At 54.4% G+C, this 20,527-nt stretch carries 19 protein-coding genes; 6 read left to right on the top strand and 13 right to left on the bottom strand.

Annotation, left to right across the window (positions count from 1 at the left end; translation table 11 throughout):
• Positions 1 to 5 precede the first annotated feature (5 nt).
• Complete coding sequence (locus HV334_RS16245) at positions 6 to 710, top strand: Bax inhibitor-1/YccA family protein (protein WP_003831536.1); 705 nt, start codon at positions 6 to 8, stop codon at positions 708 to 710.
• Positions 711 to 749: 39 nt separating this feature from the next.
• Here HV334_RS16245 and HV334_RS16240 read toward each other — a convergent pair whose 3' ends face one another.
• From HV334_RS16240 to HV334_RS16230, 3 genes are read right to left on the bottom strand one after another with little or no spacing between them, the layout of a single operon-like run.
• The gene (locus HV334_RS16240; RefSeq protein WP_181220633.1) at positions 750 to 1,712 is read right to left on the bottom strand and encodes a YbhN family protein; all 963 of its coding nucleotides are present in this window, start codon (positions 1,710 to 1,712) and stop codon (positions 750 to 752) included.
• Positions 1,712 to 2,953, bottom strand: a complete 1,242-nt coding sequence (gene clsB, locus HV334_RS16235) for a cardiolipin synthase ClsB (protein ID WP_153646788.1) — start codon at positions 2,951 to 2,953, stop codon at positions 1,712 to 1,714. Before clsB ends, HV334_RS16240 begins: the two co-directional genes overlap by 1 nt.
• Complete coding sequence (locus HV334_RS16230) at positions 2,950 to 3,711, bottom strand: endonuclease/exonuclease/phosphatase family protein (RefSeq protein WP_153690577.1); 762 nt, start codon at positions 3,709 to 3,711, stop codon at positions 2,950 to 2,952. Before HV334_RS16230 ends, clsB begins: the two co-directional genes overlap by 4 nt.
• A gap of 131 nt (positions 3,712 to 3,842) precedes the next feature.
• Between HV334_RS16230 and HV334_RS16225 the strand changes: the two genes are divergently transcribed.
• Positions 3,843 to 4,253 (top strand): YbhQ family protein, encoded by a 411-nt coding sequence (locus tag HV334_RS16225; protein ID WP_016152353.1) that lies wholly within the window; start codon positions 3,843 to 3,845, stop codon positions 4,251 to 4,253.
• On the opposite strand, the gene HV334_RS16220 is transcribed toward HV334_RS16225, so the two are convergent.
• The 5 genes from HV334_RS16220 to cecR are packed head-to-tail and all read right to left on the bottom strand — an operon-like array spanning position 4,215 to position 9,856.
• The gene (locus HV334_RS16220) at positions 4,215 to 5,321 is read right to left on the bottom strand and encodes an ABC transporter permease (RefSeq protein ID WP_016152354.1); all 1,107 of its coding nucleotides are present in this window, start codon (positions 5,319 to 5,321) and stop codon (positions 4,215 to 4,217) included. The genes HV334_RS16225 and HV334_RS16220 overlap by 39 nt on opposite strands.
• A 10-nt stretch (positions 5,322 to 5,331) precedes the next feature.
• On the bottom strand, positions 5,332 to 6,465 hold the full coding sequence (locus HV334_RS16215) for an ABC transporter permease (protein ID WP_016156059.1): 1,134 nt from the start codon (positions 6,463 to 6,465) through the stop codon (positions 5,332 to 5,334).
• Positions 6,458 to 8,194, bottom strand: a complete 1,737-nt coding sequence (locus tag HV334_RS16210; RefSeq protein ID WP_181220632.1) for an ATP-binding cassette domain-containing protein — start codon at positions 8,192 to 8,194, stop codon at positions 6,458 to 6,460. The genes HV334_RS16215 and HV334_RS16210 overlap by 8 nt, the downstream gene beginning before the upstream one ends.
• Positions 8,187 to 9,182: a secretion protein HlyD gene (gene hlyD, locus HV334_RS16205; RefSeq protein ID WP_181220631.1), complete on the bottom strand. Its 996-nt coding sequence runs from the start codon at positions 9,180 to 9,182 to the stop codon at positions 8,187 to 8,189. Before hlyD ends, HV334_RS16210 begins: the two co-directional genes overlap by 8 nt.
• A complete protein-coding gene (gene cecR, locus HV334_RS16200; protein WP_181220630.1) occupies positions 9,179 to 9,856 on the bottom strand; it encodes a transcriptional regulator CecR in 678 nt (225 codons plus the stop codon). The genes hlyD and cecR overlap by 4 nt, the downstream gene beginning before the upstream one ends.
• A 221-nt stretch (positions 9,857 to 10,077) precedes the next feature.
• Between cecR and rhlE the strand changes: the two genes are divergently transcribed.
• The 4 genes from rhlE (at position 10,078) to HV334_RS16180 (ending at position 15,913) form a co-directional block, all read left to right on the top strand.
• Complete coding sequence (gene rhlE, locus HV334_RS16195; RefSeq protein WP_049282687.1) at positions 10,078 to 11,421, top strand: ATP-dependent RNA helicase RhlE; 1,344 nt, start codon at positions 10,078 to 10,080, stop codon at positions 11,419 to 11,421.
• Between the two features lie 96 nt (positions 11,422 to 11,517).
• Positions 11,518 to 13,668, top strand: a complete 2,151-nt coding sequence (gene dinG / locus HV334_RS16190) for an ATP-dependent DNA helicase DinG (RefSeq protein ID WP_181220629.1) — start codon at positions 11,518 to 11,520, stop codon at positions 13,666 to 13,668.
• A gap of 29 nt (positions 13,669 to 13,697) precedes the next feature.
• Positions 13,698 to 14,666 carry a DNA-binding protein YbiB gene (ybiB, locus tag HV334_RS16185; protein ID WP_181220628.1) on the top strand — a complete coding sequence of 323 codons (969 nt, stop codon included), beginning with the start codon at positions 13,698 to 13,700 and terminating at the stop codon, positions 14,664 to 14,666.
• A 161-nt stretch (positions 14,667 to 14,827) separates the two neighbouring features.
• Entirely contained in the window at positions 14,828 to 15,913 is a 1,086-nt protein-coding gene (locus tag HV334_RS16180; RefSeq protein ID WP_181220627.1) for a malate/lactate/ureidoglycolate dehydrogenase, read from the top strand.
• Positions 15,914 to 16,010: 97 nt separating this feature from the next.
• Here the strand turns inward: HV334_RS16180 and ybiJ are convergent, their stop codons facing one another.
• From ybiJ to mcbA, 5 genes are all read right to left on the bottom strand, one after another.
• Positions 16,011 to 16,271, bottom strand: coding sequence for a DUF1471 family protein YbiJ (gene ybiJ / locus HV334_RS16175; protein WP_016152363.1), 261 nt, complete (start codon positions 16,269 to 16,271; stop codon positions 16,011 to 16,013).
• Between the two features lie 300 nt (positions 16,272 to 16,571).
• Positions 16,572 to 16,838, bottom strand: coding sequence for a DksA/TraR family C4-type zinc finger protein (locus tag HV334_RS16170; RefSeq protein ID WP_003035233.1), 267 nt, complete (start codon positions 16,836 to 16,838; stop codon positions 16,572 to 16,574).
• A gap of 75 nt (positions 16,839 to 16,913) precedes the next feature.
• Complete coding sequence (gene ybiX / locus HV334_RS16165) at positions 16,914 to 17,591, bottom strand: PKHD-type hydroxylase YbiX (RefSeq protein ID WP_016156066.1); 678 nt, start codon at positions 17,589 to 17,591, stop codon at positions 16,914 to 16,916.
• 43 nt (positions 17,592 to 17,634) lie between these two features.
• Positions 17,635 to 19,920: a catecholate siderophore receptor Fiu gene (locus tag HV334_RS16160; RefSeq protein WP_181220626.1), complete on the bottom strand. Its 2,286-nt coding sequence runs from the start codon at positions 19,918 to 19,920 to the stop codon at positions 17,635 to 17,637.
• 293 nt (positions 19,921 to 20,213) lie between these two features.
• Complete coding sequence (gene mcbA, locus HV334_RS16155; protein ID WP_016152367.1) at positions 20,214 to 20,474, bottom strand: DUF1471 family periplasmic protein McbA; 261 nt, start codon at positions 20,472 to 20,474, stop codon at positions 20,214 to 20,216.
• Positions 20,475 to 20,527 lie beyond the last annotated feature (53 nt).

The raw sequence follows: 20,527 nt of genomic DNA, 5'->3' as shown, positions 1-20,527 counted from the left end.
TTGTCATGGACCGATTCCCACGATCCGATTCTATTGTACAGGCCCGTTCCGGCCTGCAAACGTATATGGCGCAGGTGTACGGCTGGATGACCTGCGGATTGTTGCTGACGGCGTTTATCGCCTGGTATGCAGCAAATACGCCCGCGGTGATGATGTTTGTCTTCTCCAGCAAAATCACCTTCTTTGGACTGATCATCGCCCAGCTAGCGCTGGTGTTCGTCCTGTCCGGCATGGTGCAAAGGCTCAGCGCGGGAATGGCGACCACGCTGTTTATGCTCTATTCGGCATTAACCGGGCTGACGCTATCAAGCATTTTTATCGTCTATACCTACTCGTCTATCGCCAGCACCTTCGTGGTCACCGGCGGGATGTTCGGGATCATGAGTTTGTACGGCTACACCACCAAACGCGATCTCAGCGGTTTCGGCAATATGCTGTTTATGGCGCTGATCGGTATTGTGCTGGCCTCGCTGGTTAACTTCTGGCTGAAGAGCGAAGCGCTGATGTGGGCGGTGACCTATATTGGGGTGATTGTGTTTGTCGGCCTGACCGCTTATGACACGCAGAAGCTGAAAAATATCGGTGAGCAGATCGACCTGCGTGACAGCTCAAATCTGCGTAAATACGCAATTCTTGGGGCCTTAACGCTGTATCTGGACTTCATCAACCTGTTCCTGATGCTGCTGCGTATCTTCGGCAATCGTCGTTAACTCTCTGTTGCCGGATGGCGTAAGCCGCCATCCGGTGAATTATTTCGCCATCGCCTTCTCGTTTTTTACCCGCAACTTTTTCGCCCGACTCTCCAGCAGCAAATAGCACATCAGCGCCAGCAGCAGCGGAATAAAATAGTACAGCACGCGATACGCGAGCAGGGCGGCAATGATTGTCCCCTGAGAGGTATTCTCTCCTGCCAGCAGCGCCATAAAGACCGCCTCCAGCACGCCAATCCCCGCCGGAATATGCACGATAACACCGGCGATACTGCTCACCAGCAGCACGCCCAGCACGAAGAAATAGTTGATATTCTGACCCAGCAACAGCCAGATAATCGCCCCCATTACCATCCAGTTAGTACCGGATATCGCCATTTGCGCGAGGGCAAACTTCCAGGAGGGCAGCACCAGTTTTTGGCCCTTGATGGTGATGTGGCGATGTTTAGCGAAAGCGCAAAACCACAGATAAACAACAATCATCAGCAGCAGCGCAATGCCTAAGAGGCGTAGCGTACCTTCATCGATATACCAGTGCGCGGGCAGTTCAACGACGCCGAAGGTGAAAATAAAACCGCCCAGCAGAATATAGCCCAGCCAGTTGATGGTAATGCTCAGTGAAAAAATTCGCGTAATTGTGCTCCCCGGTAATCCGAGACGCGAGTAGAGACGATAACGCATCCCAATACCGCCCACCCAGGTGCTTAACGTCAGGTTGAAGGCGTAACAGATAAACGACACCAGCATGACCTGGCGTTTTGCCAGCTTGTGCCCGCAGTAGTAGCGCCCGAGCAGGTCATAGCAGCCGTAAAGTAAATAACTGACGATCACCAGCCCTACGGCGCTGAGCAGGGAGATCCGATTGTAATCGCGAATTACCGTCCACACTTCCTGCCAGTTGACCTTGCTGGCATAAATGACCAGCAATACGATGACCGCAATAAAAAATAGCCATGTGAGGATCTTTTTCGCTAAGCGCCAGCGTCGGTGGTTTTTTAGCATCAGGTTTCCCCTCCTGCATCCTCAGTTGGAATACGATCCTGGGTTTCCAGAGTTGGCTGTGCGGGTGGTTCTACCTCGGCCAGATGCGGGGTATGCGCCGGTAGCCAGCCGACCAGCGCCGGGAAGTGGCGTAAAAAGTGGAAGGCCAGCACGCTTTTGGTCAGGTTCCACCAGGTGCGTTTTGGCAGCATTGATTCATCAACTCGCTTGCAGTCCTGCGCAATAATGGGGTTCAGGTTGTCACGCAGGGTCTGGTTAAACGTGCGGTCATGAATAATAAGATTCGCCTCTAGATTGAGCGACAGACTGAGCGGGTCGAGATTGCTGGAACCTACCGTCGCCCAATGATCGTCCATCAGCGCGACTTTACCATGCAGGGGCTTACGCCGGTATTCATAGACATGGACGCCGCCTTTAACCAGATAGTTATACAGCAGGCGGGCACCCACTTTCACAATCGGCATATCCGGTTCACCCTGGACGATGAGTTTTACCCGAACGCCGCGTCGCGCAGCTTTTCGTAGGGCATGCAGCAGGCGATAACCCGGAAAGAAATAGGCATTGGCAATGATCACTTCCCGCCGGGCCTGGGTCAGCATTTTCAAATAGTGGCGTTCAATATCATCGCGATGCTCTTCGTTATCGCGCCAGACAAACAGCGCCTGAGCTTCGCCAGGCCGATGATTCTCAATTGCCCGGTGATGACGTCGCCACCAACGTCGTACGGCGCTCTGTCCCGGTAAGTTATCCAGCACGAATTTCAGGATGTCGGCCACGACAGGACCTTCCACGCGAACGGCATAATCCTGCTTGGCCTCGGGACCGTAATCAGACATGTGTTCAGCGGAATAATTGATGCCGCCGACAAAGGCAACACGGTCATCAATGACCACAATTTTGCGATGCATACGGCGAAAGAGATTGGTGCGCATACCGAACAGACGCGGGCGCGGATCGTAGTAGCGGAAAACAACGCCTGCTACGGTCAACTCTTCGACAAAACTGTCGCTAAGATCCGGCGAACCGTAACCGTCCAGCAGCACCTCTGCTTTGATTCCGCGCTGGGCGGCGCCGAGCAAGGCGGCATGCAGCTGTTTTCCGACCGCATCTTCAAACCAAATAAAGGTCTCAAGGATAATTTTTTGCTGTGCCTGTGCAATGGCGTCAAAGACGGCGGGATAGTATTGATCGCCGTTTTCCAGCAGTTGAATTTGATTGCCTTCACGCCAGCCATTTTTCATAAATGAATCTCCGCACTCAGGGGGGCATGATCGGACAAATGTCGCCAGTGACGCAGCGCCAGCGTCGTTGGGGTACTGGCATTCGCGTTTTTCACATAGATCCTGTCCAGACGCAGCAGGGGAAAATGCACCGGAAACGTCCGCGCCGGGCGACCGTGGGCGCGGGTAAAAATCTCGTCAAGGCCGGCCCTGGCTTTCAACGGGTGATTGGCCGTTTGCCGCCAGTCGTTAAAATCTCCGGCGATCACCACGGGCTCCGCGTCGGGCAGGGCATTGACCCAGCCAGCCAGCATAGCGAGCTGGGCCTGACGGTGTGCTTCACGCAAACCGAGATGCACGCACATGACATGAATTGGGTGCGAGAGCATTGGCGGCACGATGCGGCAGTAGAGGACCCCGCGCTTTTCACTCGCGCCGACGGACACATCGCGATTTTCATAATGTTCAATGGGATAACGCGACAGCACCGCGTTACCGTGATGCCCTTGCGGGTACACGGCGTTACGCCCGTAGGCGAAGTCGCTCCACATGGTGTCCGCCAGAAATTCGTAGTGGGTGGTATCCGGCCAGTTCTCAATCTGCAGCGAGTGAGCATCGTGCGCGCCCATAACTTCCTGTAGGCACACAATGTCTGCACCGACCGTTCTGACAGCCTCCCGTAGCTCAGGCAAAATAAAACGCCGGTTGAAGGCGGTGAACCCTTTGTGAGTATTAATGGTGAGCACATTGAATGAAAATTGAACTCCCGATCCGCTCATGAGCCTCCCGTTGGCGTTACTTCCTAAATAAAATAGTGTAGTCGTCGTCACAAAAAGATGCGGTGTTGCGGAATTTTCCGTAAAGTCCGGTACTCTGAATAATTAGTTGAAAATCCTTCAGGAGAAAAGCCATGAGGTGGCAACAACGTGTTCGTGTCGCAACGGGTCTAAGTTGCTGGCAGATTGTGTTGCATTTACTGGTAGTGGCGTTGCTGGTAATGGGCTGGATGAGCGGTACGCTGGTGCGCGTCGGCCTGGGATTATGCGTCGTTTACGGCGTAACGGTTTTATTAATGCTGGCCTTGCAACGTCACCATGAGCAGCGCTGGCGCGACGTAGCTGATGTGCTGGAAGAACTGACTACCACGTGGTATTTCGGTGCCGCGATGATCGTACTGTGGTTGCTGTCGCGCGTGCTGCAAAACAACGTCTTGCTGGCCCTGGCGGGGCTGGTGATCCTTGCCGGACCCGCCGTGGTCTCGCTGTTGGCGAAAGACAAAAAGCTACATCACCTTGCGTCTAAACATCGCATACGCCGCTGAGCCGGTCGTGGCCGCTATCACCAAAAGCGGCCACAAACTTCCCCACACAATCTGCAGACTCGCATCCTTCAGGTAAATCTGTTTCGTGATGTCCGTAAAATGGCGGATTGGGTTTATCCACGTCAGATTCTGTAGCCAGACCGGCATATTTTCGACCGGCGAGACGTAGCCTGAAAGTAAAATCGCCGGCATCATAAACACAAACACGCCGATAAACGCCTGCTGCTGGGTGGCGCACAGTGATGAAATCAGCAGACCAAAGCCGACCAGCGACAGCCCGTAAATCACCATCGTGAAATAGAACAGCGCCAGTGAACCGGCAAAGGGGATGTGATAAGCCCAGATGCCGATCGCCAGCACAATGGTGGCCTGAAACGTTGCCACAATTAACGCGGGCACCGCTTTACCGATGAATATCTGCCAGGTGGTAAGCGGGGAGACCAGCAGCTGATCCAGCGTGCCTTGCTCGCGCTCGCGGGCAACCGAGAGCGAAGTGACGATCATGACGCCGATGGTGGTGATCATGGCGATCAGCGACGGAACCACAAACCATTTGTAATCCAGATTCGGGTTATACCAGTTACGCACCACCAGCTCGCTGTTGTTCGGTTTCGGCTTGCCGTCCATCAGCTCCTGCTGATACTCCTTAACGATTTGTTGCAGGTAATTCGCGGCAATTTGCGCACTGTTAGAGTTACGCCCGTCGAGAATAATCTGCATGGGAGCCTGCTGGAAGGTATCCAGATTACGCGAAAAGTTGGCCGGGAAACGCACCAGCAACAGGGCTTTTTGCGTGTCGATGGTGGGCTGGATCTCCTGCGGGCTTTTCAGCAGCAGAACGTGCGTAAAGGCGCTGGCGCGAGCGAAGCGCTGGGTTAGCTCCACCGAATGTTTACCGTTGTCTTCGTTATAGATAGCGATAGTGGCGTTGGTGACTTCCAGCGTGGCCGCGAACGGGAACAGAATAACCTGAATCAGCACCGGTAAAATCAGAATGGCTCGCGTCTGCGGTTCACGTAACAGTGATTGCAGCTCTTTACGAATTAATGTCCATAAGCGATGAAACATGCCCGTCCCCTTAATCCAGCCGACGTTTGGTTTTAAGCCACGTCAGGCCAATAAACATCACCGCCGAAGCGATTAAAAACAGCACGTTGATAATCAGCACCACTGGAATATTTCCCGCCAGAAACAGGCTTTGTAGGGTGCTGACGAAATAACGAGCCGGAATAATATAGGTTACTGCCCGGATAATCGCCGGCATGCTGTCTATCTGGAAGATAAAACCCGACAGCATAATCGAGGGCAGGAAGGCGGCGTTTAGCGCGACCTGCGCGGCGTTAAACTGATTGCGGGTGATGGTGGAGATAAGCAACCCCATGCCGAGCGTGCTGAGCAGAAACAGACTGGTAATGAAAAACAGGATCAGCAACGAACCGCGATAGGGCACGCCGAGAATAAACACCGACACCAGCATACACAGCAGCATCGCCAGCATGCCCAGAAAGTAATAGGGGATCAGTTTGCACAGCAGCAGTTCGACGCGGGTGACTTCGGTAGACAACAGCGCTTCCATGGTTCCGCGCTCCCATTCGCGCGCCACCACTAATGAGGTGAGGATAGCGCCAATAACCGTCATGATGATGGTTACCGCCCCGGGAATAATAAAATGTTGGCTGATGGCCGCCGGGTTAAACCAGTAGCGGGTCTGCACGTCGATCAAAGGTTCAAATGATTCTCCGCGATCTTCCGCCCGCTGTTGTTGCCAAATCTGCCAGATGCCTTCGACATAACCCTGTACAAAGTTAGCGGTATTCGGTTCACTGCCGTCGGTGATCACCTGGATCGGCGCCACGTCGTTGGGTCGCGCCATCTGCTGGGCGAAATCCACCGGGATCACCACCAGCCCGCGAATGCGCCCGGCCTGCATTTTCTCAATCAATTCTTGACGGTTATCGCTGATGGTGGCGTCAATATACGGTGAACCGGTCATGGTATGGGTAAAATCCAGCGCCTCTTCGCTTTGCTGTTCGAGCAAAATCCCTACCCGCAGCTTGCTGGAGTCGAGGTTGATCCCGTAGCCGAAGATAAACAGCAACAGCAGCGGGATCACCACCGCAATCAGCCAACTGCTGGGATCGCGGACGATCTGGCGCGTCTCTTTCACGCACAGCGCGCGTACGCGACGCCAGGAGAGAACGGAGTTACTCATGCGTATGCTCCTTATCCCAGTCATTGATTAGCGTGATAAACGCCTGTTCCATGGTCGGGTCTGGCGTCTCACTGTCAGCAGCCTGAGCTTTCAGGTCGTCCGGTGTACCGCTGGCAATCAGTTTGCCGCGATACACCAGCCCGATGCGATCGCAGTATTCTGCCTCATCCATAAAGTGGGTGGTCACCATCACCGTGACGCCTTTTTCCACCATACTGTTGATATGTAACCAGAACTCCCGACGGGTGAGGGGATCGACCCCGGAAGTGGGTTCATCGAGGAACAGAATGTCGGGTTCATGCATCAGCGAACAGGCCAGCGCCAGGCGCTGTTTAAAGCCCAGCGGCAGTTCGTCGGTGGCGTGGGAGGCGATACTCTTCAGGCCGAATGCCTCGCTCATCCGCTCGATTTTCTCCTTCTGCGCCCGACCGCGTAGGCCGTAGACGCCGGAGAAAAAGCGCAGATTCTGTTCAACGGTCAGGTTGCCATACAGGGAGAATTTCTGCGCCATATAGCCCAGATGCTGGCGCGCTTTACCGGAGCTGACCTTCAGGTCCATGTCCAGCACCAGCGCTTTACCCGAGGTGGGGACCAGCAGGCCGCACATCATTTTAAAGGTAGTGGATTTGCCCGCGCCGTTGGGCCCTAACAAACCAAAAATCTCGCCGCGCTGCACGGCAAAGTCTACGTGGTCGGTAGCGGCAAAATCGCCAAATTTTTTGGTCAGCGCTTTGGCTTCGATCACCGTTTCACCTGGCGTGCCTTCCACGGTATGCAGGATAGCGCCCAGCGGTGACTCCGATGTTCCGGCCCCGCCGAGTAAATCGATAAAGGCATCCTCGAAGCGGGGGGCGGTTTCGTTGATGGTTATCTCCGGCATGCCGTCAGCGTTTTGAATCTGCTGGGTCGTCGCTTCTTTTTTCAGGATTAAGCGGACGGATTTCCCCTGAATCATCCCGTCGCTAACCTGCGGCAGTTTTAACGTGCGTTGCAGCAGTCGGCGGTTATTTTCCTGCGAACTGCTCATCAGGAAGCTGCGACCCGACATGGTTTGCGTAAGCTGAGTGGGATCGCCCTGATACAGCAATTCACCTTCGTTCATCAGCAGCACATCACGGCATTGTTCAGCTTCATCCAGATACGAAGTGCTCCAGAGGATCAGCATGCCGTCCCCGGCCAGTTCATGAACCATTTGCCACAGTTCGCGACGGGAAATAGGGTCGACGCCCACTCCAGGCTCATCCAGCAGTAACACGCTGGGTTCACCGACCAGCGTACAGGCAAGTCCGAGCTTCTGTTTCATGCCGCCGGAAAGCTTGCCGGCCAGGCGTCCGGTAAACGGCCCCAGCGAGGTAAATTCCAGTAGCCGGGCAAAGGTTTTTTCTCGCGCTTCACCGGTAACGCTACGTAAATCTGCATAGAGATTGAGGTTCTCCATGACGGTCAAATCTTCATACAGACCAAATTTCTGCGGCATGTACCCCAGTACCGCATGCAGCGCGCTGTCGTCTTTGATGGGATCAAAACCAATCACCGTTGCGCTACCGGCGTCGGGTTTCAACAGCCCTGCCAGCATTCGCATCAGCGTGGTTTTGCCAGCGCCATCCGGCCCGACCAGCCCGGTCACGTAGCCCGCATGAACGGTACAGTCGAGCGGGGCGACGGCCGGTTTATCCATTCCGGCAAAGTTTTTCGTCAGTCCATTCAGCGTAATGACGGCGTCATTCATGCCGTGCCTCATCGCTGAACTTTATCGTTACCGGCATTCCCTGGCGCAGCGCATCGTCCGCGTCGGTCACCACAATACGCAGGCGATAAACCAGGTCGGTGCGCAGGTCAGGGGTCTCGACTGTTTTTGGGGTAAACTCGGCGGTGGGCGACACGAAGCCGATTTTACCGTGATACGGTTTGTCCGGACGGCCATCGGTGTAAAGCAGGATTTCGCGTCCTGGCTGCGCATGGCTCAGATTTCGTTCGTCAACGTAGGCGCGAACCCATACCGGACGCGTGAGTGACAGCGTCAGTACCGTGCCTCCTTCGTTCAGCATGCTGCCGGGTTCGACCGCACGGGTGAGTAACGTGCCGTCAGACGGCGAGGTCAGCGTGGTGTCATGCAAATTAAGCTCTGCCTGGGCCAGCTCGGCCTGAGCTTGTTCGAGCGTGGCTTTCGCCTGCTCGATGTCCTGCACACGATTACCGCTGCGGTATTGGCTGAGTTTATCCTGTGCGGATTTCAGAGAGGCCAGCGCCTGATCGCGTGATGAACGGGCGTTTTCCAGATCGTTGGCGGAGATAGTGCGGCTTTTCCACAATCCCACCTGCCGATTGTAAAAGTTTTGCGCGTAATCATAGGCTGCCTGCGCCTGTTTGACTGCCGCTGCGGTTTGCGCGATCTCCTCTTCACGATACCCTGCCAGCATCAGATCGTATTGCGCCTGGGCGGCGGCAACATTCGCTTTTGCCTGCATTAATGCGTTTTCATACGGCGCACGGTCCAGTTCGCCCAGCACCTGACCGGCGGTAATGGCATCGCCTTCGTCAACCGCCAGCGAGGCCAGCCTGCCGCCGACGCGAAAACTCAGGTTGACGCTACGGATATCGACATTGCCGTACAGCGTCAGACCGTTATCTTGCCGACTTTGATACCACCACGTTCCACCGGCAATCACGGCAACGAGGGCCGCGATGACCAGCCCGAGAACGACAGGTTTTTTCATGACTCCAGACTCCTTTGCGTTAAACCTTGCAGAATAAGATCGATGTGACAGGTGATCGTTTGGTCAATCAGCGCGGTTTTATCCTCATCAAATTGTGACCAGCCCGTACGCAACAGAATGGTTTCTTTCCCCAGACGAAAGGCCAGTACCTCGCCGAGTAGGGCGTGGGTGTGCAGGATCATTTGGGTATCGTTGGCATCGCCGCCGGTATAGGCAGCAATCAGGCGCGTCAGGTGAGTATGTAGTGGATTGATAACCTGGTCGTGCACCAGTTGATAAGCCGCGGTGGGTGAAAGCTGTTCGCGCGAAATAAATTTGCTCAGGTTAACGGTATCGTCCTGGGTTAACAGCATGATCATATTTTTGCAGGCGCGGAGGATCAGTTCGCGCATCGCGCCACGATCCGGGTCCGCCTGAGCAAACAGACGCTCGGCTTCTTCAGCGTGCGGGCGAAACTGTGAGCTGATAAAATCCGCAATCCACTGGGCGCAGGCGAGATATAAATCCTCTTTTGAGCCAAAATAGTAGGTGATAGCAGCAATATTTTGCCCGGCCTGCGCGGCGATATCGCGAGTAGTGGCGTGCAGACCATACTCGCCAAACTGCGCCAGCGCGGCGGCAATGAGCTGATTTTTCGCCTGTTCACCTTTGGTTGTCATGGTGGGTGTATTCATAGCACGACTCAGATCTTAATCAATCGATTGATTAAGATTATGACTGATGTGTAACCTTGTCCAGTCCGGACCGTTATTTTTCAGCGCAGGGATAATTTATGCGGCACATCACAAAAACTGCTACACTCCGCCCCTTCATGACATTGTGGTTTTTGTCATCTTTATTATATGTATCTCCCTGAAAACGACACCGGTAACGGTCAGGGTGGTTCGGAGTTGTTATGTCTTTTGATTCCCTTGGTTTAAACCCTGAAATTTTACGTGCCGTTGCCGAGCAGGGTTACCGTGAACCTACCCCTATTCAGCAGCAGGCGATCCCTGCCGTGCTGGAAGGCCGCGATCTGATGGCCAGCGCCCAGACCGGTACGGGGAAAACGGCAGGTTTTACCCTGCCGCTGTTGCAGCACCTGATTACCCATCAGCCGCATGGCAAAAGCCGTCGTCCGGTGCGTGCGCTGATCCTCACGCCAACCCGCGAACTGGCGGCCCAGATTGGCGAAAACGTACGTGATTACAGTAAGTATCTGAATATTCGCTCGCTGGTGGTCTTCGGCGGCGTGAGCATTAACCCACAGATGATGAAGCTGCGCGGCGGTGTGGATGTGCTGATCGCCACGCCTGGTCGTTTGCTCGATCTGGAACACCAGAATGCGGTGAAACTGGATCAGGTTGAGATTCTGGTACTGGATGAAGCTGACCGCATGCTGGATATGGGCTTTATTCATGATATCCGTCGCGTTCTGGCGAAACTGCCGGCAAAACGCCAGAACCTGCTGTTCTCAGCAACGTTCTCTGATGATATTAAGTCGCTGGCCGAAAAGCTGCTGCACAATCCGCTGGAAATCGAAGTGGCGCGCCGTAATACCGCGTCAGAGCAGGTGACTCAGCACGTTCATTTCGTTGATAAAAAGCGTAAACGTGAACTGTTGTCGCAGATGATCGGTCAGGGCAACTGGCAGCAGGTGCTGGTGTTTACCCGTACCAAACATGGTGCGAACCATCTGGCGGAACAGCTGAATAAAGACGGCATTCGCAGCGCGGCGATCCACGGTAATAAATCTCAGGGGGCGCGTACGCGTGCGCTGGCTGATTTTAAATCCGGTGATATTCGTGTGCTGGTGGCAACCGATATTGCCGCGCGCGGTCTGGATATTGAAGAGCTGCCGCACGTGGTGAACTACGAGCTGCCAAACGTCCCGGAAGATTATGTGCACCGTATTGGTCGTACCGGTCGTGCGGCCGCTACCGGCGAAGCGTTGTCTCTGGTGTGCGTCGATGAACACAAGCTGCTGCGTGACATCGAGAAGCTGCTGAAAAAAGAGATCCCGCGAATTGCGATGCCAGGCTACGAGCCAGACCCGTCCATCAAAGCCGAGCCGATCCAGAATGGTCGCCAGCAGCGTGGCGGCGGTGGTCGCGGTCAGGGTGGAGCAGGGCGTGGTCAGCAGCCGCGTCGTCAGGATGGCGGTGCGCCAAAAGCGAAACCGCGTAGCGGCGAAGGCAAACCGGCGGGCGATAAGCCTCGTCCACCGCGCCGTCCGCGCAAACCGTCTACAGCACAGTAATTGCGAGCCCGGCCGAAAGGTCGGGCTTTTCTTTTTGCGACACGTATCAGAAAGTGCCACAATAGTGGCTGTTTATACAGTACTTCAGGTTTTCTCATGGCACTAACGGCTGCGCTAAAAGCGCAAATTGCCGCCTGGTATAAGGCGCTTCAGGAACAGATCCCCGACTTTATTCCCCGTGCGCCGCAGCGGCAGATGATTGCTGACGTCGCGAAAACGCTCACCGGGGAAGAAGGGCGGCATCTGGCGATTGAAGCGCCGACCGGGGTGGGGAAAACGCTGTCGTACCTGATTCCCGGTATTGCCATAGCGCGTGAAGAACAAAAAACGCTGGTGGTCAGTACCGCCAACGTTGCTTTACAGGATCAGATCTACAGCAAAGATTTACCGCTGCTGCGCAAAATTATCCCCGATCTACGTTTTACCGCCGCGTTTGGTCGCGGGCGTTACGTCTGCCCGCGTAATTTAGCGGCGCTGGCCAGTAGCGAACACAATCAGCAGGATCTGTTGGCCTTTCTCGACGATGACCTGACGCCCAACAACCAGGAAGAACAAAAGCGCTGCGCCAGGCTAAAAGGCGATCTCGATAGCTACAAGTGGGACGGGCTGCGCGATCACACGGATATCGCTATCGACGACGGACTCTGGCAGCGCCTGAGCACTGATAAAGCCAGCTGTTTGAATCGTAACTGTCACTACTATCGTGAATGCCCCTTTTTTGTCGCCCGCCGTGAGATTCAGGAAGCCGAAGTGGTGGTGGCTAACCACGCGCTGGTGATGGCGGCCATGGAAAGCGAAGCTGTTTTGCCGGAGCCGAAGAACCTGCTGCTGGTCCTTGATGAAGGTCACCATTTGCCGGACGTCGCGCGCGATGCGCTGGAGATGAGCGCAGAAATCAGCGCCCCCTGGTATCGACTGCAGTTGGATCTGTTTTGCAAATTAGTAGCCACCTGCCTGGAACAGTTTCGTCCAAAAACTACGCCGCCGCTGGCGAATGCCGAGCGTCTGAACGGTCACTGTGAGGAACTGTATGAGCTGATTTCATCGCTCAATAACATTCTTAATTTGTACATGCCTGCGACCCAGGAGGCGGAACACCGCTTCGCGATGGGCGAACTGCCTGCGGAAGTGATGGAGATTTGTCAGCGTCTGGCGAAGCTAACAGAAATGCTGCGCGGTCTGGCGGAACTGTTCCTCAACGATCTCAGCGAAAAAACCGGCACCCACGATATTGTGCGTCTGCATCGGGTTATTTTGCAGATGAATCGGGCGTTGGGCATGTTTGAGGCGCAAAGCAAACTGTGGCGGCTGGCTTCGCTCGCGCAGTCGTCAGGCGCGCCGGTGAGTAAATGGGCGACGCGCGAAGTGCGTGACGGGCAGATCCACGTCTGGTTCCACTGTGTGGGGATCCGTGTGAGCGATCAGCTTGAACGACTGCTGTGGCGCAGCGTACCGCATATTATCGTGACCTCCGCCACGCTGCGTTCGCTCAACAGCTTCTCGCGTTTGCAGGAGATGAGCGGGCTGAAAGAAAAAGCAGGGGACCGGTTTATCGCGCTGGATTCACCGTTTAATCACGTTGAGCAAGGCAAAATCGTCATTCCGCAGATGCGCTACGAACCGTCAATTGATAACGAAGAGCAGCATATCGCGGAAATGGCCGCCTATTTCCGCGAACAGCTGGAAAGTAAAAAGCATCAGGGCATGCTGGTACTCTTTGCCAGCGGTCGGGCAATGCAGCGTTTTCTTGAGCACGTTACCGATCTGCGCCTGCTGTTGCTGGTACAGGGCGACCAGCCGCGCTATCGATTGGTGGAGCTGCACCGCAAGCGGGTGACCAACGGCGAGCGTAGCGTACTGATTGGGCTGCAATCTTTTGCCGAAGGTCTGGATTTGAAAGGCGACTTGCTGACCCAGGTGCATATTCACAAAATTGCTTTTCCGCCTATCGACAGCCCGGTGGTGATCACCGAGGGCGAGTGGCTGAAAAGCCTGAACCGCTACCCCTTTGAGGTGCAGAGCTTGCCCGCGGCGTCATTCAATTTGATCCAGCAGGTTGGGCGACTCATTCGTAGCCACGGCTGCTGGGGAGAAGTGGTTATTTATGACAAGCGTTTATTGACCAAAAGCTATGGCAAGCGTTTACTGAACGCATTACCCATATTTCCGATAGAGCAACCTGCTGTGCCAGACGTTATAGTAAAACCAAAAGAAAAAGCGAAACCCACGCGTCGCCGTCGGCGTTAACGATGCGAGCAACAGGCAAGGAGTTATCGATGGATTACCGCAAAATCATCAAAGAGATTGGGCGAGGAAAAAATCACGCGCGTGACCTGGATAAGGATACTGCTCGCGGACTGTATACCCATATGATGAACGGCGAGGTGCCCGATCTTGAGATGGGCGGTGTACTGATTGCGCTGCGTATTAAAGGCGAAGGCGAAGCGGAGATGCTGGGCTTTTACGAAGCGATGCAGAACCACACCATTCGCCTGACTCCGCCAGTGGCCAAACCCATGCCGATTGTCATTCCCAGCTACAATGGCGCGCGCAAGCAGGCAAATTTGACTCCGCTGCTGGCGATTTTACTGCATAAGCTGGGCTTCCCGGTGGTGGTGCACGGTGTCAGCGAGGATCCAACCCGCGTGCTGACTGAAACCATTTTCGAACTGATGGGGATTGCGCCGACGCTGCATGCCGGGCAGGCGCAGGCAAAGCTGGATGGTCATGAGCCGGTGTTTATCCCGGTGGGTGCGCTGTGTCCTCCGCTGGAAAAACAGCTGGCGATGCGCTGGCGAATGGGCGTGCGTAACAGTGCGCATACGCTGGCTAAATTAGCCACGCCGTTTGCCGAAGATGCCGCGCTGCGTCTTTCCAGCGTTTCCCACCCGGAATACGTATCGCGCGTGGCGAAATTTTTCGGCGATATCGGTGGGCGTGCCCTGTTGATGCACGGTACCGAGGGGGAAGTGTACGCCAACCCGCAGCGCTGCCCGCAGATAAGCCTGATAGATTCGTCCGGCGTGCGAGTGCTACAGGACCGGCAGAGCGAGATGCCCGATGAGCCGGTCCCGCTGCCGGAGGCTAAAGACCCGGAAACTACCGCGCGCTGGATTGAGCGTTGTCTGGCGGGCAGTGAGCCGGTTCCGGCATCGCTGAAGATCCAGATGGCCTGCTGCCTGGTAGCAACCGGTGAATCCGCGACGCTGGCTGAAGGATTTGGCCGCGTCGAGCAAAGCTTCTGATTTTTCTTTCTCTCGACGGGTCATTTGCCTGGCCCGTCGGTTCACGCCTTCCGGCAACGTGAAATTTCTGCACGTTTATTGATCTCCTGAGCGCTGTGGCGCAGCATAGTTTGTTGAAAAATAAGAACCACAATCAACACGCGACACAACAGGAGATAACAATGAACAGTGGACATCGCTTCCATGTGCCAACGCTGCACGCCTTTATCCAGGCCGTTTTTCACCAGATGGGAAGCAATGAGCTGGAGGCGCGGCTGGTGGCCGATCATCTGATAGCCTCTAACCTCGCCGGCCACGACTCCCACGGTATCGGCATGATCCCAAGCTATATTCGCTCATTTTCGCAGGGACACCTGCAGATCAACCGCCATGCCAAAGTGGTCAACGATGCGGGAGCGGTGATTACGCTTGACGGCGACTGCGCATTTGGTCAGGTGGCGGCCCACGAGGCAATTACGCTTGGGATCGAAAAAGCGCGCCAGCACGGTATCGCTGCCGTGGCATTACATAATTCGCACCATATTGGACGCATTGGCTACTGGGCGGAGCAATGTGCGGCGGCGGGTTTTGTTTCGGTGCACTTTGTGAATGTGGTAGGGATCCCGATGGTCGCACCGTTTCATGGCCGCGATAGTCGATTTGGCACCAACCCCTTCTGCGTGGTGTTCCCGCTTAAAAATACGTTCCCGTTGTTGCTGGACTATGCAACCAGCGCCATCGCGTTTGGCAAAACCCGTGTGGCATGGCACAAGGGCGAGCCGGTGGCTCCGGGATGCCTGATTGATGCTAATGGGGTACCCACAACCGATCCTGCCGTAATGCAGGTCTCTCCACTGGGGTCGTTGCTGACCTTCGCCCAACACAAAGGTTATGCGCTGGCGGCAATGTGCGAAATTATGGGGGGAGCGCTTTCTGGTGGTAAAACCACACATGAAGAGAGCCTGCAGACCAGCGCGGATGCCATCATTAACTGTATGACGACCATCATTATGAATCCGGAACTGTTTGGCGCGCCGGACTGCGACAACCAGGTCGCGGCCTTTGCTAAGTGGGTGAAAGCGTCCCCCCATGCTGAAGATGCCCCGATCCTGTTGCCAGGGGAGTGGGAGGTGAATACTCGTGAAGAACGGCTGGAGCAAGGTATTCCGCTGGATGCCGGAAGCTGGCAGGCGATTTGCGAGGCGGCGTTGCAAATAGGGATGCCAGACGCCGTGTTGCAGGAATTCCGTCAACGACTGGAACACTAAGCAAAAAAAAGCCCGTCCAGTGGCGGACGGGCAAACAAAGGGTAACAAACAGGGTCAATGAGGGTTGGAGCATTGGGTCGTACAGGTAATCTTTCGGTTATTTATAGATAACCGCGGTGCCGCTCATTTTGTCTTTGCCGATAGCGGAAGTGATGCTGTAACCCGTTGCGCCAGCAGCGGTCGCTTTTTCAGCCAGTTTTGCTTCCAGGCCGTCCAGCGTGGTGGCGCCGTCAGCAGATACCACACCAATTTTGTTCATGTTTTGCGCCTGAGTAGAGGAAACTGGCTCGGCAGCAAAAACGCCAAATGACAGGGTAGACAGAGCGATGGCGGCAACAGCAAATTTGATATTTTTCATGATTAATTTCTCGCAGGTTTGTTCTGTTAGTCAGTGTTCTTTAAGAAGACGTTGTTTCGTCGATGTGAGAAGTATCACGTTTTTTTATGCGAGATAAAATCGAATAGAATTGACGACATCAATCAAAAAAATTGAATGACAAATAACTTATTGAATATTAATAAATTCGAAAGAGGGATTTACAGTTCTTGTCATTGCGCTTTACAGAGAAACCGACAACGGCACATTTTGCTACACAGAGTGCAAAAAAGCGTGCTCGTAAAGGAAATCGTATGCGCTGAAACTTTCGGTAAAGATAAGTCAACGTAGCTGGCTGTCTTTCGAACCTCTGCGATTATATCCTGAAAATGCTGCGCTATGTGAATCTTTATCCTGCTGGCATGTGATGCACAAGCGTACGCCGGGCACGGCCTCCCGTCTGGCCTGAGGGATTGGATTGCCACATTCTTCGCATTCATACAGACTTTCCCCCGTCGGTAACTCACCGCGGGCGCGGGCAACAGCATCTTCAATAGTATTGTTGATCTGTTCGTTAACAGCGTCGTCATTTGCCCATCCGGATGCCATACCTACCTCCTGCTGATGTCTACAGAATAAGTATAGCGAATGTGATGGCTGAAAAACGACCACGCGTCAGCGGTATCAGATTTCAGACCATTCGCGCAGCAGGTTATGGTAGAGATTGAGAAGCGACAGGATCTCGCTACTCTCCCCATGACGTGTCTTCAGGGACTGGATGTTTTTATCCAGCTCAAAAAGCATGGCGCGATTTTTATCGTCCCGGATCATCGACTGGATCCACATAAAGGATGCCACCCGAACCCCACGGGTCACCGGCGTAACGCAGTGCAGGCTGCTGGAAGGGTAAAGTACCAGATCGCCTGCCGGAAGTTTTACCGCATGCTGGCCGTAGGTGTCATTGACCAGCAGCTCTCCTCCCTCATAATCGTCAGGATTACTCAGGAATAAGGTGGCGGAAAGATCTGTGCGCATCCAGCCGTTTTGCGGATGACTACGCACCGCGCCGTCAACGTGAAAACCGTAGGTCTCGTTGTGCTGGTAGCGATTGAACAGCGGTGTGGAGAGCGTTTTCGGTAATGCAGCGGCGAAGAATAACGCGCTGTTGTTCACCGCGTTTTGTACCGCCTGTTGTAAAACGCCGTAACGTTCACTTTGCGTATTCACCTGCTGGTTGTTTTTAACCTGCGCGCCCTGAGCGCCGGTGGTTGCGCGGCCATCAACCCAGTCGGCAGCGTCCAGCTGTTCGCGAAACCAGGCGACATCCTGCGCCGACAGAATGCCGGGAATGTGATACATCATCAGTGTTTCTCCTGAAAGTGGGGCTTACGCCCCACGTAAAAGATCAGAAATGCATATTTGCCGTGAGCAGGAAGGTTCTTGGCTCACCCGGATGGTAACGGTATCCGCTCTTGTTAATGGAGGATACATAATCGGTGTCGAACAGGTTATAGACGTTCAACTGGAAATCGAGATTGCGATTCACGCGATAACCCAGTTTCGCGTCGGCGACCCAGTAACCTTCGGTGTAGGATGGCGTACCCATGGCCCCGTCGGAACCGCGATGCATACTGCCCACGTAGCGAGCACCCGCGCCAACAGAGATATCATCGGTAGCCTGATACTGGTTCCACAGCGTGAACGCATGTTCTGGCGTGTACGGCAGGGATGAAGAACCATCCTGAGCAACGTTTTTGCCGCTGTGGATCGTCGCGCGCTGCTGGGTGTAACCCCCAATAACCTGCCATGCGGGAGTGATGTTCCCTGCTACCGAGAGTTCGTAACCTTCAACGCGCTTCTCCCCGTACTGGGAATATGTGCCGTCGTCGTTCTGCTCAACTTCGTTCTCAATATCCGTACGGAAAATCGCGGCAGTTAACAGCAGGCGCTTATCCAGCACCTCCCATTTGGTGCCGATCTCGCTGGTTTTCGCTTTCTGCGGTTTGAAATCGGTACGGTTCGCACTGTTACCGCTTCCGCCCTGAGCGAGGGCAAAGTTGCTGCCGCCCGGCGGTTGCTGAGAAACGGCGTAGTTAATGTAAACGTTACCGTTATCGGTCAGATGATACAGCGCGCCCGCTTTCCAGTTCACCAGATTGCCTGATTTGGCAGTATCCACGGTGGTGACCGGAGAACCTTTCGCCACGCCTGTCGGACACGCGACCGCGCCGCGACCAGAAGCGCCGCAAGCGGTGGCGCTGTCATATTCCGTGCGGTAATTGTCGAGGCGAATACCACCGTTTAGTTCAAACTCACGGGTAATCTGTAGCGTATCAAAGGCGTATACACCGAAGGTATCGGTTTGCCCGTTAGCATTAGCGCCGTTACGAGACAATCCGCCGATATTCACATTGCTGTCGGGGTGATAGATATTTACCGGCGGCGGGGTGATCGGGTTTACACCATAGTTGGTTTGCGTTTCACGCGTTAGCTCCACGCCGGTGCTGATGTCGTGACCGATGGCTCCCGTGTAAAATTTTGAGGTCAGGTTGGTCTGGTTGGTCAGGATCTTATTGCTGACATCTTTGGTATTTGCCAGGCGTGACCAGGTCCAGGTGTCGACGCTGCTGGAGGGTTGAGTGATGTTAGTCGCGCCGCCCATCACCGCCGTCATCAGATAATCCTGCTTAATGCGTGACCAGCGGGTGGTGTTGCGAATAGTGGTGCTGTCGTTCAGGTCATGTTCAAAACGCATCGTTGCGGTATCGGTCGTTGAATCGTCGTAATCCGAGTTGGTACCGTAGAAGTTATGCGTATCCACTTTTCCTGACTGATTCAGTGCAGCAGTCCCCGCGGAAGGCGCGGAATATCCCGGCAGACCGATGGTGGGGACACCACCATCCGGGGTGTTGTGCTGGGTGACATGCAGATAGTTCAGATACAGTCGGTTCTCAGTGCCTAAGCCAAAGGCGAGAGAGGGGGCCACACCATAACGTTCATTCTTAACGTTATCGCGACCGGCATCATGCGTTTTTTCACCCATCAGGTTTAACCGTGCAGCGGTGGTCTCACCGATGACCTGGTTTATGTCCAGCGTACCACGGCGGAACCAGGCGCTACCGACGCTGGCCGAGGCATCGATCCCTGAGTCGGTGCGCGGCTGTTTGCTGATCATATTGATGGAGCCCGTTGGCGCGCTACGGCCATAGTCGGTGCCGGAGGGGCCTTTGATCACTTCAACCTGTTCGGTATTGAAAGTGTCGCGCGTAACGCTGCCAATATCACGGATACCGTCGATATAAATACTGTTCGAGGTATCCGCACCACGCATGTAAACCGCGTCACCGGTGGTGGAGTTACCGTTCTCACCGGCGAAAAACGCGCCAACGCCCGGTACGTTTTTCAGCGCATCGGTCAGATTGGTTGCACCTTGATCCTTAATCACCTGCTCAGAAATCACTGTCATGGTGCGGGTTGTATCCGCTACCGGGCGGGAGAACTTAGGGTCGGCAGACTGCGTTGGGGCGTATAACGAAGGTTTGGCCGCTTCAACAACCAGCGTATCTTCTTGTTTTTTATCTTGATCGCCCGCGGCGACAGCCTGAGCTACCGGACACAGGCCAATACACAGACCGGCAAAAAAAGTCAGTGAATGAAAACTACTGGCAGGCAAATTGCGATTTTTATCCATGTTAGTGAGTGACTTATTATTTTTTGAGTAGACGGTTTCACTCGCGCGAAGGGACATCTCTGTGGATGTTATACCCTGCAGGCCTCGCGGGAGTGAATGTGTAATTGATAATGATTTTGATAAGCATTACTAATCAGTGCGACGTTTTAGCATTCATTAATTCAAAAATAAATACATTTATTTACATTGGATTCAAAATTGCTACACGATGATTACAATTTGAGCGGTGAACGACGTGAACAGCAGGTAGCAAACTGCATTCGGGGTGAATGCAGTTGGGCTAAGGTGAGGGACTACTTATAGATAGTTGCGCTGCCGTACATCTGGTTTTTACCGCCCGCAGAATTGACGACAAAGCCTTTTGCGCCTTGCTCTTTCGCTTTCTCTGCCAGCTTGTCTTCGAGATCGCTCAGGTTAGAAGCTCCGGTAGCGAAAACAGTGCCGGAAGCTTGTAGCTGGCCGGTTTGAGGGCTGGTGTAGGGCTGTGCAGCAAAGGACGCAAATGTCATGCCGGTCAGTACGGTAGCGGCAAGGAATGTGAGGCATTTCTTCATGGTGATATCCTCTGAGAAACAACAGGTCGTGCCTGATAAGTTTAGGCCGTCAG

It is taken from the genome of Citrobacter sp. RHBSTW-00944 (assembly GCF_013615435.1).
In the GTDB taxonomy this organism is placed as follows: domain Bacteria; phylum Pseudomonadota; class Gammaproteobacteria; order Enterobacterales; family Enterobacteriaceae; genus Citrobacter; species Citrobacter braakii.
Note: the sequence above shows the minus strand (reverse complement) of the source record. Positions and strands in the feature narration are given on the sequence as shown.

Bases quoted from the DNA above. Each gene is read 5' to 3' on its own strand.
- HV334_RS16160 (WP_181220626.1), bottom strand. From the start codon at position 19,920: ATGGATAAAAATCGCAATTTGCCTGCCAGTAGTTTTCATTCACTGACT.
- HV334_RS16245 (WP_003831536.1), top strand. From the start codon at position 6: ATGGACCGATTCCCACGATCCGATTCTATTGTACAGGCCCGTTCCGGC.
- HV334_RS16225 (WP_016152353.1), top strand. From the start codon at position 3,843: ATGAGGTGGCAACAACGTGTTCGTGTCGCAACGGGTCTAAGTTGCTGG.
- rhlE (WP_049282687.1), top strand. From the start codon at position 10,078: ATGTCTTTTGATTCCCTTGGTTTAAACCCTGAAATTTTACGTGCCGTT.
- ybiJ (WP_016152363.1), bottom strand. From the start codon at position 16,271: ATGAAAAATATCAAATTTGCTGTTGCCGCCATCGCTCTGTCTACCCTG.
- HV334_RS16180 (WP_181220627.1), top strand. From the start codon at position 14,828: ATGAACAGTGGACATCGCTTCCATGTGCCAACGCTGCACGCCTTTATC.
- ybiB (WP_181220628.1), top strand. From the start codon at position 13,698: ATGGATTACCGCAAAATCATCAAAGAGATTGGGCGAGGAAAAAATCAC.
- HV334_RS16170 (WP_003035233.1), bottom strand. From the start codon at position 16,838: ATGGCATCCGGATGGGCAAATGACGACGCTGTTAACGAACAGATCAAC.
- HV334_RS16240 (WP_181220633.1), bottom strand. From the start codon at position 1,712: ATGCTAAAAAACCACCGACGCTGGCGCTTAGCGAAAAAGATCCTCACA.
- hlyD (WP_181220631.1), bottom strand. From the start codon at position 9,182: ATGAAAAAACCTGTCGTTCTCGGGCTGGTCATCGCGGCCCTCGTTGCC.
- HV334_RS16230 (WP_153690577.1), bottom strand. From the start codon at position 3,711: ATGAGCGGATCGGGAGTTCAATTTTCATTCAATGTGCTCACCATTAAT.
- cecR (WP_181220630.1), bottom strand. From the start codon at position 9,856: ATGAATACACCCACCATGACAACCAAAGGTGAACAGGCGAAAAATCAG.
- HV334_RS16220 (WP_016152354.1), bottom strand. From the start codon at position 5,321: ATGTTTCATCGCTTATGGACATTAATTCGTAAAGAGCTGCAATCACTG.
- HV334_RS16215 (WP_016156059.1), bottom strand. From the start codon at position 6,465: ATGAGTAACTCCGTTCTCTCCTGGCGTCGCGTACGCGCGCTGTGCGTG.
- clsB (WP_153646788.1), bottom strand. From the start codon at position 2,953: ATGAAAAATGGCTGGCGTGAAGGCAATCAAATTCAACTGCTGGAAAAC.
- ybiX (WP_016156066.1), bottom strand. From the start codon at position 17,591: ATGATGTATCACATTCCCGGCATTCTGTCGGCGCAGGATGTCGCCTGG.
- dinG (WP_181220629.1), top strand. From the start codon at position 11,518: ATGGCACTAACGGCTGCGCTAAAAGCGCAAATTGCCGCCTGGTATAAG.
- mcbA (WP_016152367.1), bottom strand. From the start codon at position 20,474: ATGAAGAAATGCCTCACATTCCTTGCCGCTACCGTACTGACCGGCATG.
- HV334_RS16210 (WP_181220632.1), bottom strand. From the start codon at position 8,194: ATGAATGACGCCGTCATTACGCTGAATGGACTGACGAAAAACTTTGCC.